Here is a 15272-nt window from a genome sequence, read left to right as displayed (position 1 = left end):
CGTTTTAGTCTTTGTTATTGATTTGATTCAGAACGTCCTGTTCTTCACCACCTTGTGGCCAGCTAAAGCTGTTCAAAATCGTTCCATACGATTTTGTGTAATTAGAACAACTAGTTACTGCAATCAATGCCTTGCTTTCATCCGTTTTTTCTACGCCTAAATAGATCATCTAATTATCGGAATTGGTATTAATTTCAGGCTTCCGGCCAAAGTGGCCTCTAAAGAGATCGCTACCAAGTCAGTCCGTGTAGAGGCAACCACCACGACAGGCATGATCACCGAGGAACTTGAACTGCTATCCCCTGATGCTGATGAAAATCAGAATAGTGGGACAGCCAAACCTTTTTGGTGAGCATATCAAACCTCACTGAGCGCCCATTGAGATATACCCGTGGTCTTTGATAATGCTTTTCATTTGTAAAAAACATTTGAAATGTAATGTTAAAAGCTCACACTAAGGAAATGCAGATATCATTGACCGGCCAAGAAAAGCTAATACCAAATCCGATAATTATCTATTCATTTTAACAAGCATAAATGAATAGATAATTAACGGAATTGGTATAATTGGATACTGATCAAACCGGACTAGCCATTAAGCGCTTGAGGGAAATAACTTACTTTCATATGCACGAAATCAGTGAGTATATTAAAGAAACTTTTGATGTGGATGGGTAGCAACAGGCGTTGATAAACCCATTAAAACGACGGGTAAGAGCATTTACAAGATACCATTACCCAGCAATATGCAAGGGTCAATGCCGAGTCGAACATTGATTTTTAAGTTGCCATAAATAAGTGAGAATACCTTGATGCAAACCAACATTTTTTTTTGCTGAAGGGCTTTTCTTCTTCCTAAACCCGAAATTGACCTGCAAATAAAGCAGCTTAAGTCAACTGGTTTTCGTAAGTACCTACATGTGAGCTTGTATGTAATTAGGTAAACCGATTTTCTCTATTAAACCCAGATGTTGCTCTAACCAATTGATATGATCAGTCTCTGTATCATTAAGTAATTCAATTAATATGTCGCGAGTAACGTAATCTTTCTCGATTTCACATACCCCCATGATGTGGCGTAAGCTTTCAGCAACCGTGTATTCCGCTTTTAAATCATTTTCGAGCATCTCTTTAACGTCGCTGCCGATATGAATTGCCTCTCGAGATGCAGTATCAGGCTGACCTTCTAAAAATAAAATACGCTCGATTAAACGTTGCGCATGATCCAGCTCTTCTCCATGCTCATGAGTGAGCTTTTCATGTAATTTACTGATTCCCCAATCATCATACATTTTGGCATGTGCTAAATACTGATCCATAGAGGTTAATTCTAAGGTGAGTTGCTTATTTAATAAATCTATAATAGTTACATTACCTTTCATATTAACCTTCCTCCATCATGGATTGTAAATAATTTTCAATGCCCACATTGCTAATTAAACACTGTTGCGCTTCGATCCAATCAATATACTCTTCTTCAGCTTCAAGAATATCTTCTAAAATTTCTCTGCTTACATAATCAGCCTGTTCTTCACAGAGTGTGATGGCTTTACGCAGAGAAGTGGTTTGCTCGGTGATGATATTCAGATCGCATTGCAGCATTTCAGGGGTATGTTCACCAATCTGCAATTTACCTAGCTGTTGCAAATTAGGTAATCCTTCCAAAAAGAGGATCCGCTCAATGAGTGCATCGGCTTGTTTCATATCAAGAATAGATTTTTTATAGGACTTTTTATCCAGGGCTTCTAATCCCCAGTTTTTAAACATTCGAGCATGTAAAAAGAATTGATTAATTGAAGTGAGTTCTATTGTTAAGATTTGATTTAAACAGGCTAATACTGACGCTTTACCTTTCATATGCAACCTCGTGTTTACATCTATGTAACAATTAAGCATAGATTAAAAATACAGCGATAACAAAAAAGATCAAGCAGTAAAGTAATTTTATTGAAAGATAATGATGGGCTGCCATTTAAAAAGAGATACTAACCTCAGCAAAAAATGGCTAAAAATGAAAAGAGTTATGCAACCGCATCCTCTGCTTCTGCTATTTGTATCAGGTGGTTACTGAGTGTTTTTTTTACAGAACAACGGCACAATCCACATTGCGAGCCTACTTTTAACTCTTTGGTGAGTGATTTCATCGTCTGCGCGCCATCATCAATAGACTGTTTAATTTTAGTGTCAGTCACACCATAACAGATACAAATATACATCAGCTAACTCCAAAGGTTGAATGTTGATTAAATTTTAAATCAAACGATAATGGTTATCAATACGCAATGGAAAATATTATTTAAAACTGCTTGATGACGTGCTTAATTGCAGAGGATAACTGTGCATTTAATGTCGTGCTTTTTGCCTTTTAAAAGTTGAAATGTGGTAGTTTCCACAGATAAGTTCCAAGTCGGTTCGAACCCCGTTAGTGGGCTGGAAAGCTAAGGAGCTTTCTTTCCCAATACGACTCATAAACCTACATATTTTTAATCAAATATACTTGGTCACTTCACTCAACTGGCAAAAAATTATCAGTTGAGTTAATTCCGCTTTGTCGGAAAAGTTGCCGTTACGCGGAAAACCGCATACTCACGTATGCGACTTTAATACAACTTGCCTTTAATTCTTATCATCCCGCAGTGGTTTGGGTTAATACCATTGCGCATAATTATCTGGTCACTCTTGCTTGCTAAAATCAATGATAACTGCGTTGTTTTCAATCTTAATAGCCTGGCTATTGCTCAATCAAACGGCCTGCTCTCATTAATTTTTCCTACGCAATTTTTGTTCATTTAATTAAGCGAAATGCTACGACCGTTTTTATCTATGGTGATAATCTCTAGCGGAATATTGCGTCGGGCTTGCTGCATGGCAGTTTGCGCCAGCTTAGTGAGTCCGCCGCAGCAGGGGACATCCATGCGCAGTACGCTGATGCTTTTCAGTTTTGCGTAACGGATCATCATACTCAGCTTTTCAATATAGCTTTCCTGACTGCTGTCGAGTTTCGGGCAGGCAATGGCCAGTTTTTTCCCTGCCAGATAACGCTGATGAAAATCCCCTGCGGCAAAAGCACTGCAGTCTGCGGCCAATAGCAGATCTGCATCGGCAAAGTGCGGACTGGTCGGGTTAAGTAAATGTAACTGGATTGGCCAGTGACTGAGTTGACTGCTGATTTTCTCCGGCTCAGGGTTTGATATTTTGCTAATTTTTAAGTTAATGCTTTGAGCGCTTGGACAGCTCGCGCCCGTCTGCGGCTTGTTACTTGCGCTGCACTCAGGAACGGTAATATTCTGCTCTTTTAATACCTCTACGGCAGTGGCGTAATATTCCAGCTCATTATGGTCCAGCATATGCTGCAGGTGGGCTTTAATCACCTTGTTGCCGCCTTTGATGATATTGACCATCACCTGACGCTCGTCATAGGGTATAGCTTCCCGCTGTATGACTTGCATTGCCCCCGTTGGACACTGCCCCAAACAGGCGCCTAAACCGTCACACATCAGATCGCTGATCAGGCGGGCTTTATTATCAATAATCTGCAAGGCACCCTCATGGCAGGCGGGAACACAATCACCGCAGCCATTACATAAAGCTTCATCAATCTCGATTATATCGCGCAACATTTAAAAGTCCTCATCATCATCATCGTCTTCATCAGGATCTATTGCCATCACCGGAAGGTAAAGTTCAACACGATCACCTTCTTCAATCTCCTGATTTTTTTTGCACACTTTACCGAAAATACCTATTTTTAACTTTTTCAGATCCAGAGCCGTAAACTCAGTTAACAGTCTTGATAGCTGAATAGCTTGTTCTGCCGTAATTGGCTCAGGTGATTCCAGCTCCTGCCAAAAACTGGCACTGCCCGCAGCGTAGGCAACACTAAATTTCATAATTTTCTCTCCTTAACTTGTTGCAATTTCGTAATACCCTGATATTTCTTTTCATCACCGGCTGAAGGGGTTAGTCGACATTGCATGAAAATTCGTTGCCATCTTTAGGCTGCACTTTCCTGCCGCTGGTGTATGCGTCGAGCAGACGTTTTCCTGACAGCAATAAACCCAGCATAATAAATCCGCCCGACGGCAGAATAACCAATAGCATGCCGCGATATTCAGGCAGCGGAGTAAGCTCTATGATGGAAAAAGCGTCACCAAGCAACAGGCTGGCATTGGCGAAAAGGGTACCGCTACCTACTATTTCCCGTACGCCTCCGAGTAATACCAGTGCCAGGGTGAATCCGGCACCCGTCATCACACCGTCAACCACGGCGGGAAGGCAGGGATTTTTCGAAGCAAAAGACTCGGCACGCCCTAAAATGGCACAGTTGGTAACAATCAACGGAATAAATAAGCCGAGTACTTTATGTAATTCATGTAACCAGGCATTCATGGCCAGATCGGCGATGGTTACCAGAGTGGCAATTAATAAAATAAACACCGGAATACGCACCTGCGGTGTTAATAAAGGCCGGAACAGTGAGATCAGTAAACTGGAAAAAAACATCACCGCAGTGGTAATTAAACCTAAACCCAAACCGTTGGTTGCGCCACTGGTGACAGCCAACAGAGGGCAGAGTGCCAGCATCTGCGCAAAAACGACATTGTTTCCCCACAGGTTGTCTTTAATCATCTCTTTATAATTATATTTTTGCATATTAACTCCCGCTTTCCATATTGCTCTTGCGTGACATCTATTCTGAGTCCGTTAACTCGAGAAAATAATTTTGCTTTGCTTTAAACAGCTGCAGCGCTTCAAAAACACCCTTTACCACGGCTCTCGGTGTGATCGTTGCGCCGGTGAATGCATCAAACTGCCCGCCATCTTTTTTAACAGCCCAACCGGTTGTGTCCGGCTTTGACAGGGAAAGACCGCTGAAATCTAAGATCCAGTTGGATTTAGCCAGCTCAATTTTATCACCCAGTCCCGGAGTTTCCGTATGACTGAGCACCCGCACGCCACTGAGTTGTCCATCAGCTTTAATCGCCACCAGCATCGTTATATCCCCGGAATAACCTGCGGATGCGGTAAACAGGATAATGGCGCTGACTTTATCCTGCAGACGCGCGCGGTAAAAGGTGTACTTCTGACCATCTATGACTTCCTGGTACTTTTGATCCAACGGCTGATTATCATAACTGCTGGCGGGCAGCACCTGATCTAACTGCTTAGTGAGATCTTCACGCAGCCGGTCTGCGATCGGTTGCGCAGTGAGGTTATTGGTCACCATCAGCAGGCTGCAGACCAGCAAGGCGACTGCGCCCATCAGCAGTGCCGGGTAAGCAGCTGTTTGTTTTATTTTTTCTGAAATTAAATTCATTTGCTTTCTCCATAGGCTCTGTGCTTAGTCATGCTTTCAATTAACGGACTGAGCGCATTCATTAATAAGATGGCAAAGGCCACGCCTTCTGGAAAAGCGCCAAAAACACGAATAACAAAGATTAACAGGCCACAACCTAAGCCGTAGCTGATACGTCCCTTCGGCGTAGTCGGGCTGGTGACCGGATCGGTTGCAATAAAAAAGGCTGCCAGCATTAATCCGCCGCTGGCTAATTGTGCGACCGGGTTTAATATTGCTTCAGGTGTTACCCACCAGGCGATCAGCGCCGGCACCAGACAGCCGATAATTAAGCTCACCGAGATGCGCCAGTCGATGACGTTTTTCCAGCTCATCCAGATCCCGCCGAGCAGCAGTAAGATTGCTGATTCACCTAAACTACCCGGGCTGATCCCTAATAACATCGGTAACATGTCAAGACTAATCTGGCTGCTGCCGGTTTCCATTACACTGCCCAGAGTGGTGGCGCCGGTAAAAGCATCGGCAAGCTCGCTAAGCATCGGCAGGGCGGGCAGTACCGGTACAGGTGAAGGCCAGTTGGTCATTTCAACCGGAAAAGAGATCAGCAGTACCACACGTGCCAGCATGGCCGGATTAAACAGATTCTGTCCCAGTCCGCCATAAACCTGTTTACCCAGAATAACGGCTATTGCTGCGCCCAGTGCACCAAGATGCCATGGCAGATGCGGCGGCAGGCTCATCACCAGCAGCAGTACTGTTACTATGGTGCTACCGTCGGCTAAACTGCCAATCGGTTTCTGCTGGCATTTCTGACAAAGCCACTCGGTCAGCAAGCCCGCGACCAGTGAGGCTGTTACCAGGATTAAGGCTTGTTCTCCAAACAGATACAAGCCCATCAGCAGAGCGGGAAGCAGTCCCAGAATAACCTGTCGCATCAGGCGACTGACCGTCATGCCGGAATGGATATGGGGGGCACTTAATAATAATGTCGACATAACTAGGACTCCTGCTTAATTCGTTGAGTGCGTTTCCCTGCGGCTCTTGCCGCCTTCTTCGCTGCTTTTTCAGCCGCTTTTTTAACGGCTTCTTTTTCCAGTCGCTCGCTGCGCTGCTGATTTAAGCGGCGCGCCAGTTGGGCTTTATGTTCCATTTTTTTCTGGCGGCTTATTTCACCGTTGGCATAGGCAAAATATTGAGTCAGAGGTAATGATGCCGGGCAGATAAAAGCACAGGAGCCACACAGTAAACAGCTGTTTAATCCCTGCTTGCCGGCTGCTTCGAGATCGTCATTGGCTATCAATTCAGCCATCGCATTGGGTAACAGCCCCATTGGACAGGCGGCAACACAGCGTCCGCAACTGACGCAGGGGCTGCTGCTTTTTTTCGGCAGTTCTTCTTCTTGGAGAAATAATATACCGCTGGTGCCCTTCATGATCGGGCTGTGCATATTGGTGATGGTGTGGCCCATCATCGGCCCGCCTACCACTATCCGCTCAGCCGAGCTTTTCAGACCGCCGCAGCTGGCCACCAGTTCGGATATCAGCGTGCCGATTGGCGCTTCAATATTCATCGGTTTTTCCAGCGCGCCGCCACTTAAGGTCACCACGCGGTGGGTCATCGGGCGGCCAAAGCGCACCGCGGAATAGATCGCCGCACAGGTTGCGACATTCTGCACAAACACGCCGACATCGGTGGAACGTTTGCCTTTTGGTACCTCAACTTTACACAAAGCTTGAATAAACTGTTTCGCGGAGCCCATAGGATAATGAGTAGGCAGTGCGCGCACTTCAATATTGTCGTCTTCACTGCTGGCGTCAATTAAGCTCTGCATCGCCTCCGGCTTATTATTTTCCACTCCGATAATGGCTTTTTTGGCACCACAGGCTTCCAGCAGGTAGCGGATTCCGCCAACCACTTGTACGCACTGCTCCTGCATTACCAGATCATCGCAGGTTAGATAAGGTTCACACTCACAGCCGTTGATCAGCAGGGTTTCGACATCTTTTTTCAATGTTGATCGTAATTTGGTGGCAGCGGGAAATACCGCGCCGCCCATGCCGACAATGCCGGCAGCGGCAATAATATCAATGAGCTGCTCACGCGTTTGGTAGTCAGTATTAAGCTTAATAAAGTTAGTCGGCAGCATGTAATCTGATTCCGGCTCTGTATCACAAACGAGGTGTACCATTTGCTGTTTGCCGCCGCCCGGGATGGCTGCACTATGCTCGGCAATTTTTTCCACTGTCCCCGATAGCGGGGCATGGATATTGGCACTGCCACCCTGACCGCTGGCGATCAACTGTCCGGCGACCACTTTATCTCCGGCTTTTACTATCGGTTTAGCGGGCGCGCCTGAATGCTGTTTAAGCGCAATAAATAATCGTTTAGGATCCTCTAAGCGTAAAATATCGCTGTTATTGCTTAACTGTTTTTGGCCAACGGGGTGGACACCACCCTTAATCAATTTTTTGGAAAAAAGCATCGGGTTACCTCTTCTCAGCTTAATGCTGGTTTAGGCCAGGCCCAACCATCGTTAAAAATAGGATCTGTTTTATAAATAAAAGCGTCCTGTGGGCAGACGGAAACGCACATGCCGCAACCGGTACAAATATCACTTAACACGCCGTGCAGCTGTTTGTTGGCGCCGACAATCGCATCAAAGGGGCATTTTTTAAAACAGCGGGTACAGCCATCGCATAGCTCCGCGTTGATCTCCACCACTTTCGGATAACTTTTTGTTTCCGAACTGCTTTGCAGCGGAACGCCAAGTAATTTAGATAACTTCTGTGCCAGTGCCTGTCCGCCGGGTGGGCAGCAGTCAGGACCTAATGATCCTTCACTCATGGCGATGGCCGCCTGCGCGCAGCCCGGATAACCACACTGGCCGCATTGCCCGTTGGGCAGGAGTTCACTGATCGAGTTAACCAGCGGATCCTCTTCTTTAGCAAAAAATTTACTGGCTAAACTCAGTGCAAACCCCATTACCACCGCTAACAGCGGAATACTTAACAAACTTAAAATTTCCATTGTTTACTCCTTTTAGGCAAGACCGGCAAAGCCTGAAAAAGCCATAGCTAATATGCCTGCGGTAATAAAACCGATTGGTGCACCTTCCATGGCGGGTGGAATACGACACAAGGTCATGCGTTCTCTTAATCCGGCAAAAATGACAATCACCAGGGTAAAACCGGCAGCAGAGCCAAAACCGTAAAGCATCGCCTCGACAAAGCCCAACTCCTCTCGGATAGTTAATAAAGCTACTCCGAGGATCGCGCAGTTGGTGGTGATCAACGGTAAGAAAATGCCTAATATTTTGTGTAGCTCAGGGCTTTGATAAGCGACCATCATTTCCGTTAACTGTACCAGCACTGCTATTACCAGAATGAAGCTAAGCAGGCGCAGAAAATCCAGCCCCAGTGGAATGAGTAAATAGTGATCCAGTACCCAGCCGGCCGAGCAGGCTAAGGTCAGTACAAAGGTTGTGGCGATCCCCATGCCCAATGCGGAGCCAACTTTATTTGACACCCCCATAAATGGGCACAGCCCTAAAAATTGTGCCAGTACTACGTTATTCACCAGGCTGGTGGTAAGTAGCAGTAACAGGTATTCACTCATCTATTTCTCCTTGTTTACCAGCGAAACTATTAAGAATAATAAAATTAACCATGTGCATTTTGTGGTGCATGCTTAACTGTGTTAATGCGATATTTGTGCCAACAAAGTGTTATTTACCCGATGCACCAAGATGGGTTTTTTGTCTGATAAACGCCCTAAAAGAGGGCGGATAGGGGGCCGGGGGGAGGGGGGAGAGGTATGACCTGAAATCTTAAAAGGGTAAAAATCCATTATTTAAAAATGGTTACTTGACATAGATCATTTGTTTACTTAATTCCGATGTTTTTGAGATAAATGTCACATTATTGGTATATTTGTTGCCTTAGTTACAGTAGCAGAATGAAAAATGCGTGTTGATGCAGCAGTTAAGACAATTGTTGCTTTTGTGACAGGGAACGTCGCATTTCAGTCTCCATACAACGATTTTTTTCAGCTTAATTATCCTATCAAAGGCTCTAAGGGGGAGTATATGAACAGTTTAATCCATGGTGACTCAGCAGCAAGTTTCGGGCCTGAGCAACAGTTAAAGGCATTACATAAAATCAGTGTTATTTTGAGCCTGTCATTGAATATGGAGCAAACATTACAGCAGCTGTTGTCCTGCCTGCATGAACTTGCAGGCATGCAGTTCGGTATGGTGACCTTATATAATGAAGATCGCCAGGGGTTGCTGGTACAGGCATTACACGGTGCGGATCCTGAAGTTATCCGGGATGCTTCGAGAATCAAATACCGTATTAATGAGGGGATATTAGGCTCCGTTCAGGCAAAGGGGGAAACCCAGGTCATTTTCAAGGTTTCTCAAGATCCGCGTTTTTTAGACCGTCTTAGTTTATACGATTATGACCTGCCGTTAATCTGTGTGCCGTTAGGAAACAGTGAAAACCGTGCCGGGGTATTAGTCGCCCAGCCGATCACGTCAGACAGTAATGAATTAGTGACAAAAACGCGTTTTTTAGAGATGGTCGCTAACTTAATACTGCAGACCCTGCGTTTATCGGATACGGTACAAAAAGAAAAACAGTTGCTGCAAAACCGCAATGAGTTGTTGCAGCGCAGTGTTAAAAACCCGCAATGTTTTCCTTCCATGGTCGGAGAAACAGCCGCCATGCGGGACATATTCACCACCGTCAGTCAGGTTGCAAAATGGGACACCACAGTATTGATCCGTGGTGAAAGCGGTACAGGTAAAGAGTTAATTGCCGGCGCGATTGCTTATAACTCTCCCCGCTCTGAGTTGCCTTACATTAAACTTAACTGTGCAGCACTACCCGATAACCTGCTGGAAAGTGAGCTCTTCGGCCATGAAAAAGGGTCTTTTACCGGCGCTGTGAAAATGCGTAAAGGACGTTTTGAACTGGCTGATGGTGGTACCCTATTTCTCGATGAAATTGGTGAGATCAGCGCGAGTTTCCAGGCTAAACTACTGCGTATTTTACAGGAAGGAGAGTTCGAACGGGTTGGCGGACAAGAAACTATTAAGGTGAATGTACGCATTATAGCGGCGACCAATGTCCCTCTCGAGGAGGAGGTAAGAAATGGCAACTTCCGCGAGGATTTGTATTACCGCTTAAACGTTATGCCCATTGAGTTGCCGCCGCTACGTAACCGATTGGAAGATTTACCTGCGTTATCCCGCTTTTTGCTTAATAAATTATCCAAGCAGCAGAGTCGTACTTTAAAAATCAGTGATGGCGCAATCCGACTGTTAATGAGTCATAACTGGCCGGGTAATATTCGTGAGTTGGAAAACTGTCTGGAAAGGGCTGCTATTATGAGTGATTCGGGTTTAATTGATCGCGATGTGGTGATGATTAATCAAAGCCGCATCAACCCATCCATTGCAACACATCAGGATAACAGTCAGGGATTAGGTCAATCTACCGCGCAGTTAAGTAATGACAGTGCGGATCTGGATGAGCGCCAGCGAGTCATCAATGCATTGGAGCAAACCGGTTGGGTTCAGGCTAAAGCTGCACGCCTGCTGGGCATGAGCCCGAGACAAATTGCTTACCGCATTCAGACCATGAATATTCATGTGCGCCGGATATAAAATTCCTGTTATTTTTCTTTCTTCTCTTTGAAAAATCCGGACTTGAGGATGCTGCAACTGCATCTTCAGGCCCGGATGAACTATCTTACAGATTCATCAGATTAATGAAACTCACAGCGCCATTGGCGCATGTGTGAAACAGCTTTTAGAGCAGACTTTCGCACAGGCAAGGCAGCCAATGCAGTTGTCAGCGTCCGCGATACCCATCACCATGCGTACATCATCATCGTAATCGTCATCGTCTTCATCGACTTCAATCTCTTCCGGAGCAAACACACCTTTGGTGCAGACGTTATAACAACGTCCGCAACCAATGCATTCTGCCTGATTTAACTCCTCAACAAACTCAGGTGTCCAGCTGCCGCCGGATTTTGTTGTACCTGTTACAATTGCCATTTTTTTACCTCCATTTTGATTAAAAAAGTTTAAACCCTATAAAAAAAGCCTGTTAACTCCATTCACTGTCTTCCCATTCGCTTTCAGCCAGCTGGGTAAAGTAATCAACGTCTTGTTTGCGGTTGCTTTGCCGCTGCTGGCGCAGCGCTACTTTCCCCGGCCAGTTGTTTTGGATCTGTTCAACCAGCTCGCTGATAAGATTGCCTGCGGGCTGAATAATCACCCGCGTTCCCTGGGCCAATAACTGCTGCCGCACCGGATTGCCGCAAGCCAGGCAATACACGGCAAAACAGCCTGCCAGAGCATCCAGGCGAGCCTTTATTTTCTGCTGATTATGGCCCTCCTGCGATGCTGGAAATTCAACGCTGTTCAGCCGTTTGCATCCGGTCGGCGTGATGCTGTAAATAGTCAATGACTGGCAGCTGCCAAAGTGCTGATCTAAATGCGTCTGACTGCTGGTGGCAAAGGCAATCTGCAGCTGCAGATTATTTTCGCTGTCCATGTTACCTCCCGATCACGCTAATTTGCGCTAAGTCTTGTTTAAACTGAGAGTGGTAGACCGGGATGCTGTGCACTTCATGGCGTAATAAATTTGCCAGTTCAAAAAGGGTGTTGCGAATCCCCGCATAACCGATATAACTTTTCGCGAAGCAGCCGAACTGATCGTGCACCGGAATCCCAATGCGCAGCAGTGGAATAGCCATTTTTTTTGCTATAGCGCCGGCATGAGAGTTAGACAGCAGCAAGTCAACATTTTCCTGTGCGGCTTGTTCCTGAAGATCCTGCAGGTCACCAATCTGCACCTGGGCAACGGGCAGTGAAACCAGTTGCGGTTGATTGCAGGGAGCGATAATCACCGAAGAGGTTATATTAACCGTCTCAAAGAGGGCGCTGAATGCGGTCAGATGGTCGGCTTCCATTGCCAGTGCCGCTTTTTTCCCGCCAAGTTGCGGATGAGTATCAATAAGCGCATCACAAAGCTGTCCACGTGAACGCGCCAGCGTAGCCGGCACTTTGCGGCCGCTAAGCTCACTCAACAGGCTGATTAAACGGTCTGTCTGCTCCAACGTGTGCAGGTGGGCAAAGGTTTCGGTCTGGATGTGTGTGCGTTGTGCGAGCATAGCGGCGGCCCGCTCTAATGAGCGGCCCACCACGATTGTTGCTAAGCCCTGACCTAGAGTTTTGATCTGTTCAACCGTTGTGCCGCCTTGGGATAAAGCGTTAAAGTCCTGCTCTGTGAGATGTCCGTCAAGGGACAGGCTGAGATCCGGAATCACCACCGGGGTTAACCCGAAGGCTTCCACATAGCTTTTTAACAGCTCAATATCTCCCGGCGTGAGCATATGGCTGACTAAAATATTGATGCGTTTACGGCGCACGCTGCTTGGCGCTTTGTCAGGTACCAGGTTTTCTATCATAGCTTCGACCGCAGCGGCATAGCCGTTTTCCAGGGAGCCGTAAAAATCAGGTGTATTGACCGGAATAATGGCGGTGTTTTTATATTTAGGCTGCTCTTGCTGAAACCGTTTAACCGCAGCTTTAATATCCGAACCCTGTGCTTCGGTCAATCCGGAAGTGAGCAGACCAATCACTTTCGGATGGTGCTGCTGGCACAGGTTGGTGAAGGCTTGAAACAGGTTATCTTCAGATCCCATCACCGTTGAAATCGGATCCATGGCTGTTGACTGCATGGGAATGGGTTCATGGAAATGTTGAATTAAAAATACTTTGGCAAAGGCGCTGCAGCCTTGAGCGGCATGCATTAGCGGCATTGCTTTGTCTGTACCTAAAAAAGCCAGGGCGGCACCAAGGGGTTGCCCAATTTTGAGGGGCTGCTCTGCCAGCGGTTTTTTATTGGCGATTATCTGTGCCATATCATTTTCCTCGTTATGATTTGGGGCGTGGACTTCAGTCCACCTATAAAAACAATCTCGAAAGATCAACAGACCCTAGAGCGTCATATAGTTTAAAAAAACAGCACCAGCGAGGGCCCAAATGGTCGCAGGTAAGGCAAATTTTTGAAGATATAGTGGGCCTAAATCGATAAAATTTAACGCAATATGCGACCATTTGGGCCTCGCCCTTCGGAATCGCCTAAAAATCGCTCATTCTGCGTTGTGTCAGCTCGAAAGAGATCTCTACTCCTTCGCTAACACGCCTTGCCTGAGCGATTTTTAGTCAGCTCTGGCGTTCGTTTTTTAAACTATATGGTGCTCTGGTTATTTACAAAAAAAATTTACCCTTAACCTGATTGATCTGCATAAGCTTGTTATTTTTAAACCTGTTATAACCACGGGGCAGGGCTGCGCGCCTGTTGCCAAACCGGGCTCTCAAGGGTTAAGCATAATTGTTGTGCGAGAGTAATCATGCCCTGAAAGCCTGCGAAGGCATGTTCGCGCTCCTGATTCACCTCAACAAAGGGCATTCTGGCTTTATAGGCGGTATACATATTCCGACCACCGGCGATCATCACGTCAGCTTTATACTGATAAGCCACATCGAGCAGATTTCGCGGGCTGGTTTCATCAAGTAAAATGGCGTCATTGCCCATCAGTTCACGGATTCTTGCTTTATCCTCTTCGGTACTTTTACGTGTACCACTGGCAACAACCTGCATACCGAGATCCTGCAGCGCGGAAACAATCGACCAGGATTTAACGCCGCCGGTATATAACAGCGCCTTTTTGCCTTTTAATTTTTCCCGGTAGGGCGTTAACGCTTGATTGAGCTTGAGCAGTTCATCGTCTATTAATTGCTCAGTACGCTGGCTAAGATCCGGATCTTTAATCAGGGTGGCAAACTGGCGCAGGGCATCACATACGTCGCGGATGCCGTAGAAACTGCCTTCAAACCAGGGAATTTGATATTTTTCCTGAAGTTTACGTGCCACATTAATCTGTGCCCGAGAGCAAACCAGCATTAGCGCTTGGGCATGGTGCATGGTCTGCAGCTCCTTAAAGCGGCAGTCGCCGGATAAATTGGCTAACACACGCAGACCCAACTTGTCCAGCAGAGGCAAAATATGCCATAACTCTCCGGCAATATTGTATTCACCGACCAGCGCAATATCATGCACACGACCCGCGCTGAAAGCGGGTTTCGGTGCGGGCAGGGCTGAACCTATTACTTTATCCACCATCAGTTCTCCGGCGATGCGGTTGCCGAGGTTTTTATTACCGTAAAAACCGGCGGCATCAATGGCGATAACCGGTAGATTTACTTTTTCCTGTGCCATTCTGCACACCGCTTCAATATCATCTCCCTCCATGGCCGGGACGCAGGTGTTATAGACAAAAACGGCGGCAGGATTATGTTTTTTGGCCGCCTGCAATATGGAGTGGTAAAGGCGTTTATCACCGCGTCCCATAATCACATCCTGTTCATTGAGGTCGGTGGTAAATCCTAAACGAAATAGCTGCGGGCCTGAACTTTGTGTGCCGCGTTTATCCCATGAGCTGCCGGCACAGCCTACCGGACCATGGACGATATGTGCGACATCGGTGATTGGCAGCAGGGTTATCTGCGCCCCGTCAAAACAGCAACCCCCTGCGGTGGCACCGGGTTTAGCTGGTGCGCAGCCTGATTTTGATTTTTTATTATGGCTACAAGCGGGTTCATTTTGTAGTTCATTTATTACTGATTGACGCATATAAACTCCCATTAGTCATCATCTCTATTGTGACTGTTGCAACAGTTGTGCCTATCGTAACTAAATGATTTTACTAGAATGTTTTCTGTGGTGTTTGTGACAATGGGGGGGATGCAACACGACATTGGCGAGTTGGCTGTCTGCCTTCAGCGGTACGTTTTCAGATAAATCGAGCTGTGCTTCGATCCACGCGTACCGAGCCGCGAAGGGGGGCCGTCAGTCGTCAGCGATCAGCCTTCAGTTAAGTCGGAGTTTATGCTGTT

At 46.4% G+C, this 15272-nt stretch carries 17 protein-coding genes; 1 reads left to right on the top strand and 16 read right to left on the bottom strand.

Annotated elements, in window-relative coordinates; genetic code table 11:
• Positions 1–4: 4 nt before the first annotated feature.
• The 12 genes from ABZA00_RS03675 to rsxA form a co-directional block, all read right to left on the bottom strand.
• Positions 5–169: a hypothetical protein gene (locus ABZA00_RS03675; RefSeq protein WP_372880792.1), complete on the bottom strand. Its 165-nt coding sequence runs from the start codon at positions 167–169 to the stop codon at positions 5–7.
• Positions 170–914: 745 nt separating this feature from the next.
• Positions 915–1382: a bacterioferritin gene (gene bfr, locus ABZA00_RS03670; protein WP_372880791.1), complete on the bottom strand. Its 468-nt coding sequence runs from the start codon at positions 1380–1382 to the stop codon at positions 915–917.
• 1 nt (position 1383) lies between these two features.
• Positions 1384–1857 (bottom strand): bacterioferritin, encoded by a 474-nt coding sequence (bfr, locus tag ABZA00_RS03665; protein WP_372880790.1) that lies wholly within the window; start codon positions 1855–1857, stop codon positions 1384–1386.
• Positions 1858–2021: 164 nt separating this feature from the next.
• Positions 2022–2216: a (2Fe-2S)-binding protein gene (locus tag ABZA00_RS03660; RefSeq protein WP_372880789.1), complete on the bottom strand. Its 195-nt coding sequence runs from the start codon at positions 2214–2216 to the stop codon at positions 2022–2024.
• Between the two features lie 573 nt (positions 2217–2789).
• On the bottom strand, positions 2790–3620 hold the full coding sequence (locus ABZA00_RS03655; RefSeq protein WP_372880788.1) for an ATP-binding protein: 831 nt from the start codon (positions 3618–3620) through the stop codon (positions 2790–2792).
• The gene (locus ABZA00_RS03650) at positions 3621–3890 is read right to left on the bottom strand and encodes an RnfH family protein (protein ID WP_372880787.1); all 270 of its coding nucleotides are present in this window, start codon (positions 3888–3890) and stop codon (positions 3621–3623) included.
• A 70-nt stretch (positions 3891–3960) separates the two neighbouring features.
• Positions 3961–4653 carry an electron transport complex subunit E gene (locus tag ABZA00_RS03645; protein WP_372880786.1) on the bottom strand — a complete coding sequence of 231 codons (693 nt, stop codon included), beginning with the start codon at positions 4651–4653 and terminating at the stop codon, positions 3961–3963.
• 37 nt (positions 4654–4690) lie between these two features.
• Positions 4691–5317: an electron transport complex subunit RsxG gene (rsxG, locus tag ABZA00_RS03640; protein WP_372880785.1), complete on the bottom strand. Its 627-nt coding sequence runs from the start codon at positions 5315–5317 to the stop codon at positions 4691–4693.
• Positions 5314–6291 (bottom strand): RnfABCDGE type electron transport complex subunit D, encoded by a 978-nt coding sequence (locus ABZA00_RS03635; protein ID WP_372880784.1) that lies wholly within the window; start codon positions 6289–6291, stop codon positions 5314–5316. Before ABZA00_RS03635 ends, rsxG begins: the two co-directional genes overlap by 4 nt.
• 2 nt (positions 6292–6293) lie before the next feature.
• Positions 6294–7778, bottom strand: coding sequence for an electron transport complex subunit RsxC (gene rsxC, locus ABZA00_RS03630; protein WP_372880783.1), 1485 nt, complete (start codon positions 7776–7778; stop codon positions 6294–6296).
• A 14-nt stretch (positions 7779–7792) separates the two neighbouring features.
• The gene (locus tag ABZA00_RS03625) at positions 7793–8323 is read right to left on the bottom strand and encodes an RnfABCDGE type electron transport complex subunit B (RefSeq protein ID WP_372880782.1); all 531 of its coding nucleotides are present in this window, start codon (positions 8321–8323) and stop codon (positions 7793–7795) included.
• Positions 8324–8335: 12 nt separating this feature from the next.
• The gene (gene rsxA / locus ABZA00_RS03620) at positions 8336–8911 is read right to left on the bottom strand and encodes an electron transport complex subunit RsxA (protein WP_372880781.1); all 576 of its coding nucleotides are present in this window, start codon (positions 8909–8911) and stop codon (positions 8336–8338) included.
• Positions 8912–9380: 469 nt separating this feature from the next.
• Here rsxA and nifA point away from each other — a divergent pair, with 469 nt between their 5' ends.
• Positions 9381–10964: a nif-specific transcriptional activator NifA gene (gene nifA, locus ABZA00_RS03615; protein ID WP_372880780.1), complete on the top strand. Its 1584-nt coding sequence runs from the start codon at positions 9381–9383 to the stop codon at positions 10962–10964.
• Between the two features lie 111 nt (positions 10965–11075).
• Here the strand turns inward: nifA and fdxB are convergent, their stop codons facing one another.
• The 4 genes from fdxB to nifE form a co-directional block, all read right to left on the bottom strand.
• Positions 11076–11360 (bottom strand): ferredoxin III, nif-specific, encoded by a 285-nt coding sequence (gene fdxB, locus ABZA00_RS03610; RefSeq protein WP_372880779.1) that lies wholly within the window; start codon positions 11358–11360, stop codon positions 11076–11078.
• A 52-nt stretch (positions 11361–11412) separates the two neighbouring features.
• Positions 11413–11862, bottom strand: coding sequence for a NifB/NifX family molybdenum-iron cluster-binding protein (locus tag ABZA00_RS03605; protein ID WP_372880778.1), 450 nt, complete (start codon positions 11860–11862; stop codon positions 11413–11415).
• Position 11863: 1 nt separating this feature from the next.
• Entirely contained in the window at positions 11864–13234 is a 1371-nt protein-coding gene (gene nifN, locus ABZA00_RS03600) for a nitrogenase iron-molybdenum cofactor biosynthesis protein NifN (protein ID WP_372880777.1), read from the bottom strand.
• A gap of 410 nt (positions 13235–13644) precedes the next feature.
• Entirely contained in the window at positions 13645–15009 is a 1365-nt protein-coding gene (gene nifE / locus ABZA00_RS03595; RefSeq protein WP_372880776.1) for a nitrogenase iron-molybdenum cofactor biosynthesis protein NifE, read from the bottom strand.
• Between the last annotated feature and the right edge of the window lie 263 nt (positions 15010–15272).

The organism is Psychromonas sp. (assembly GCF_041586535.1).
Taxonomy (GTDB): Bacteria; Pseudomonadota; Gammaproteobacteria; order Enterobacterales; family Psychromonadaceae; genus Psychromonas.
Note: the sequence above shows the minus strand (reverse complement) of the source record. Positions and strands in the feature narration are given on the sequence as shown.

Excerpts from the sequence above, each read along its gene's own strand:
- ABZA00_RS03675 (WP_372880792.1), bottom strand. The coding sequence starts at position 169 with ATGATCTATTTAGGCGTAGAAAAAACGGATGAAAGCAAGGCATTGATT.
- bfr (WP_372880791.1), bottom strand. The coding sequence starts at position 1,382 with ATGAAAGGTAATGTAACTATTATAGATTTATTAAATAAGCAACTCACC.
- bfr (WP_372880790.1), bottom strand. The coding sequence starts at position 1,857 with ATGAAAGGTAAAGCGTCAGTATTAGCCTGTTTAAATCAAATCTTAACA.
- ABZA00_RS03660 (WP_372880789.1), bottom strand. The coding sequence starts at position 2,216 with ATGTATATTTGTATCTGTTATGGTGTGACTGACACTAAAATTAAACAG.
- ABZA00_RS03655 (WP_372880788.1), bottom strand. The coding sequence starts at position 3,620 with ATGTTGCGCGATATAATCGAGATTGATGAAGCTTTATGTAATGGCTGC.
- ABZA00_RS03650 (WP_372880787.1), bottom strand. The coding sequence starts at position 3,890 with ATGAAATTTAGTGTTGCCTACGCTGCGGGCAGTGCCAGTTTTTGGCAG.
- ABZA00_RS03645 (WP_372880786.1), bottom strand. The coding sequence starts at position 4,653 with ATGCAAAAATATAATTATAAAGAGATGATTAAAGACAACCTGTGGGGA.
- rsxG (WP_372880785.1), bottom strand. The coding sequence starts at position 5,317 with ATGAATTTAATTTCAGAAAAAATAAAACAAACAGCTGCTTACCCGGCA.
- ABZA00_RS03635 (WP_372880784.1), bottom strand. The coding sequence starts at position 6,291 with ATGTCGACATTATTATTAAGTGCCCCCCATATCCATTCCGGCATGACG.
- rsxC (WP_372880783.1), bottom strand. The coding sequence starts at position 7,778 with ATGCTTTTTTCCAAAAAATTGATTAAGGGTGGTGTCCACCCCGTTGGC.
- ABZA00_RS03625 (WP_372880782.1), bottom strand. The coding sequence starts at position 8,323 with ATGGAAATTTTAAGTTTGTTAAGTATTCCGCTGTTAGCGGTGGTAATG.
- rsxA (WP_372880781.1), bottom strand. The coding sequence starts at position 8,911 with ATGAGTGAATACCTGTTACTGCTACTTACCACCAGCCTGGTGAATAAC.
- nifA (WP_372880780.1), top strand. The coding sequence starts at position 9,381 with ATGAACAGTTTAATCCATGGTGACTCAGCAGCAAGTTTCGGGCCTGAG.
- fdxB (WP_372880779.1), bottom strand. The coding sequence starts at position 11,360 with ATGGCAATTGTAACAGGTACAACAAAATCCGGCGGCAGCTGGACACCT.
- ABZA00_RS03605 (WP_372880778.1), bottom strand. The coding sequence starts at position 11,862 with ATGGACAGCGAAAATAATCTGCAGCTGCAGATTGCCTTTGCCACCAGC.
- nifN (WP_372880777.1), bottom strand. The coding sequence starts at position 13,234 with ATGGCACAGATAATCGCCAATAAAAAACCGCTGGCAGAGCAGCCCCTC.
- nifE (WP_372880776.1), bottom strand. The coding sequence starts at position 15,009 with ATGCGTCAATCAGTAATAAATGAACTACAAAATGAACCCGCTTGTAGC.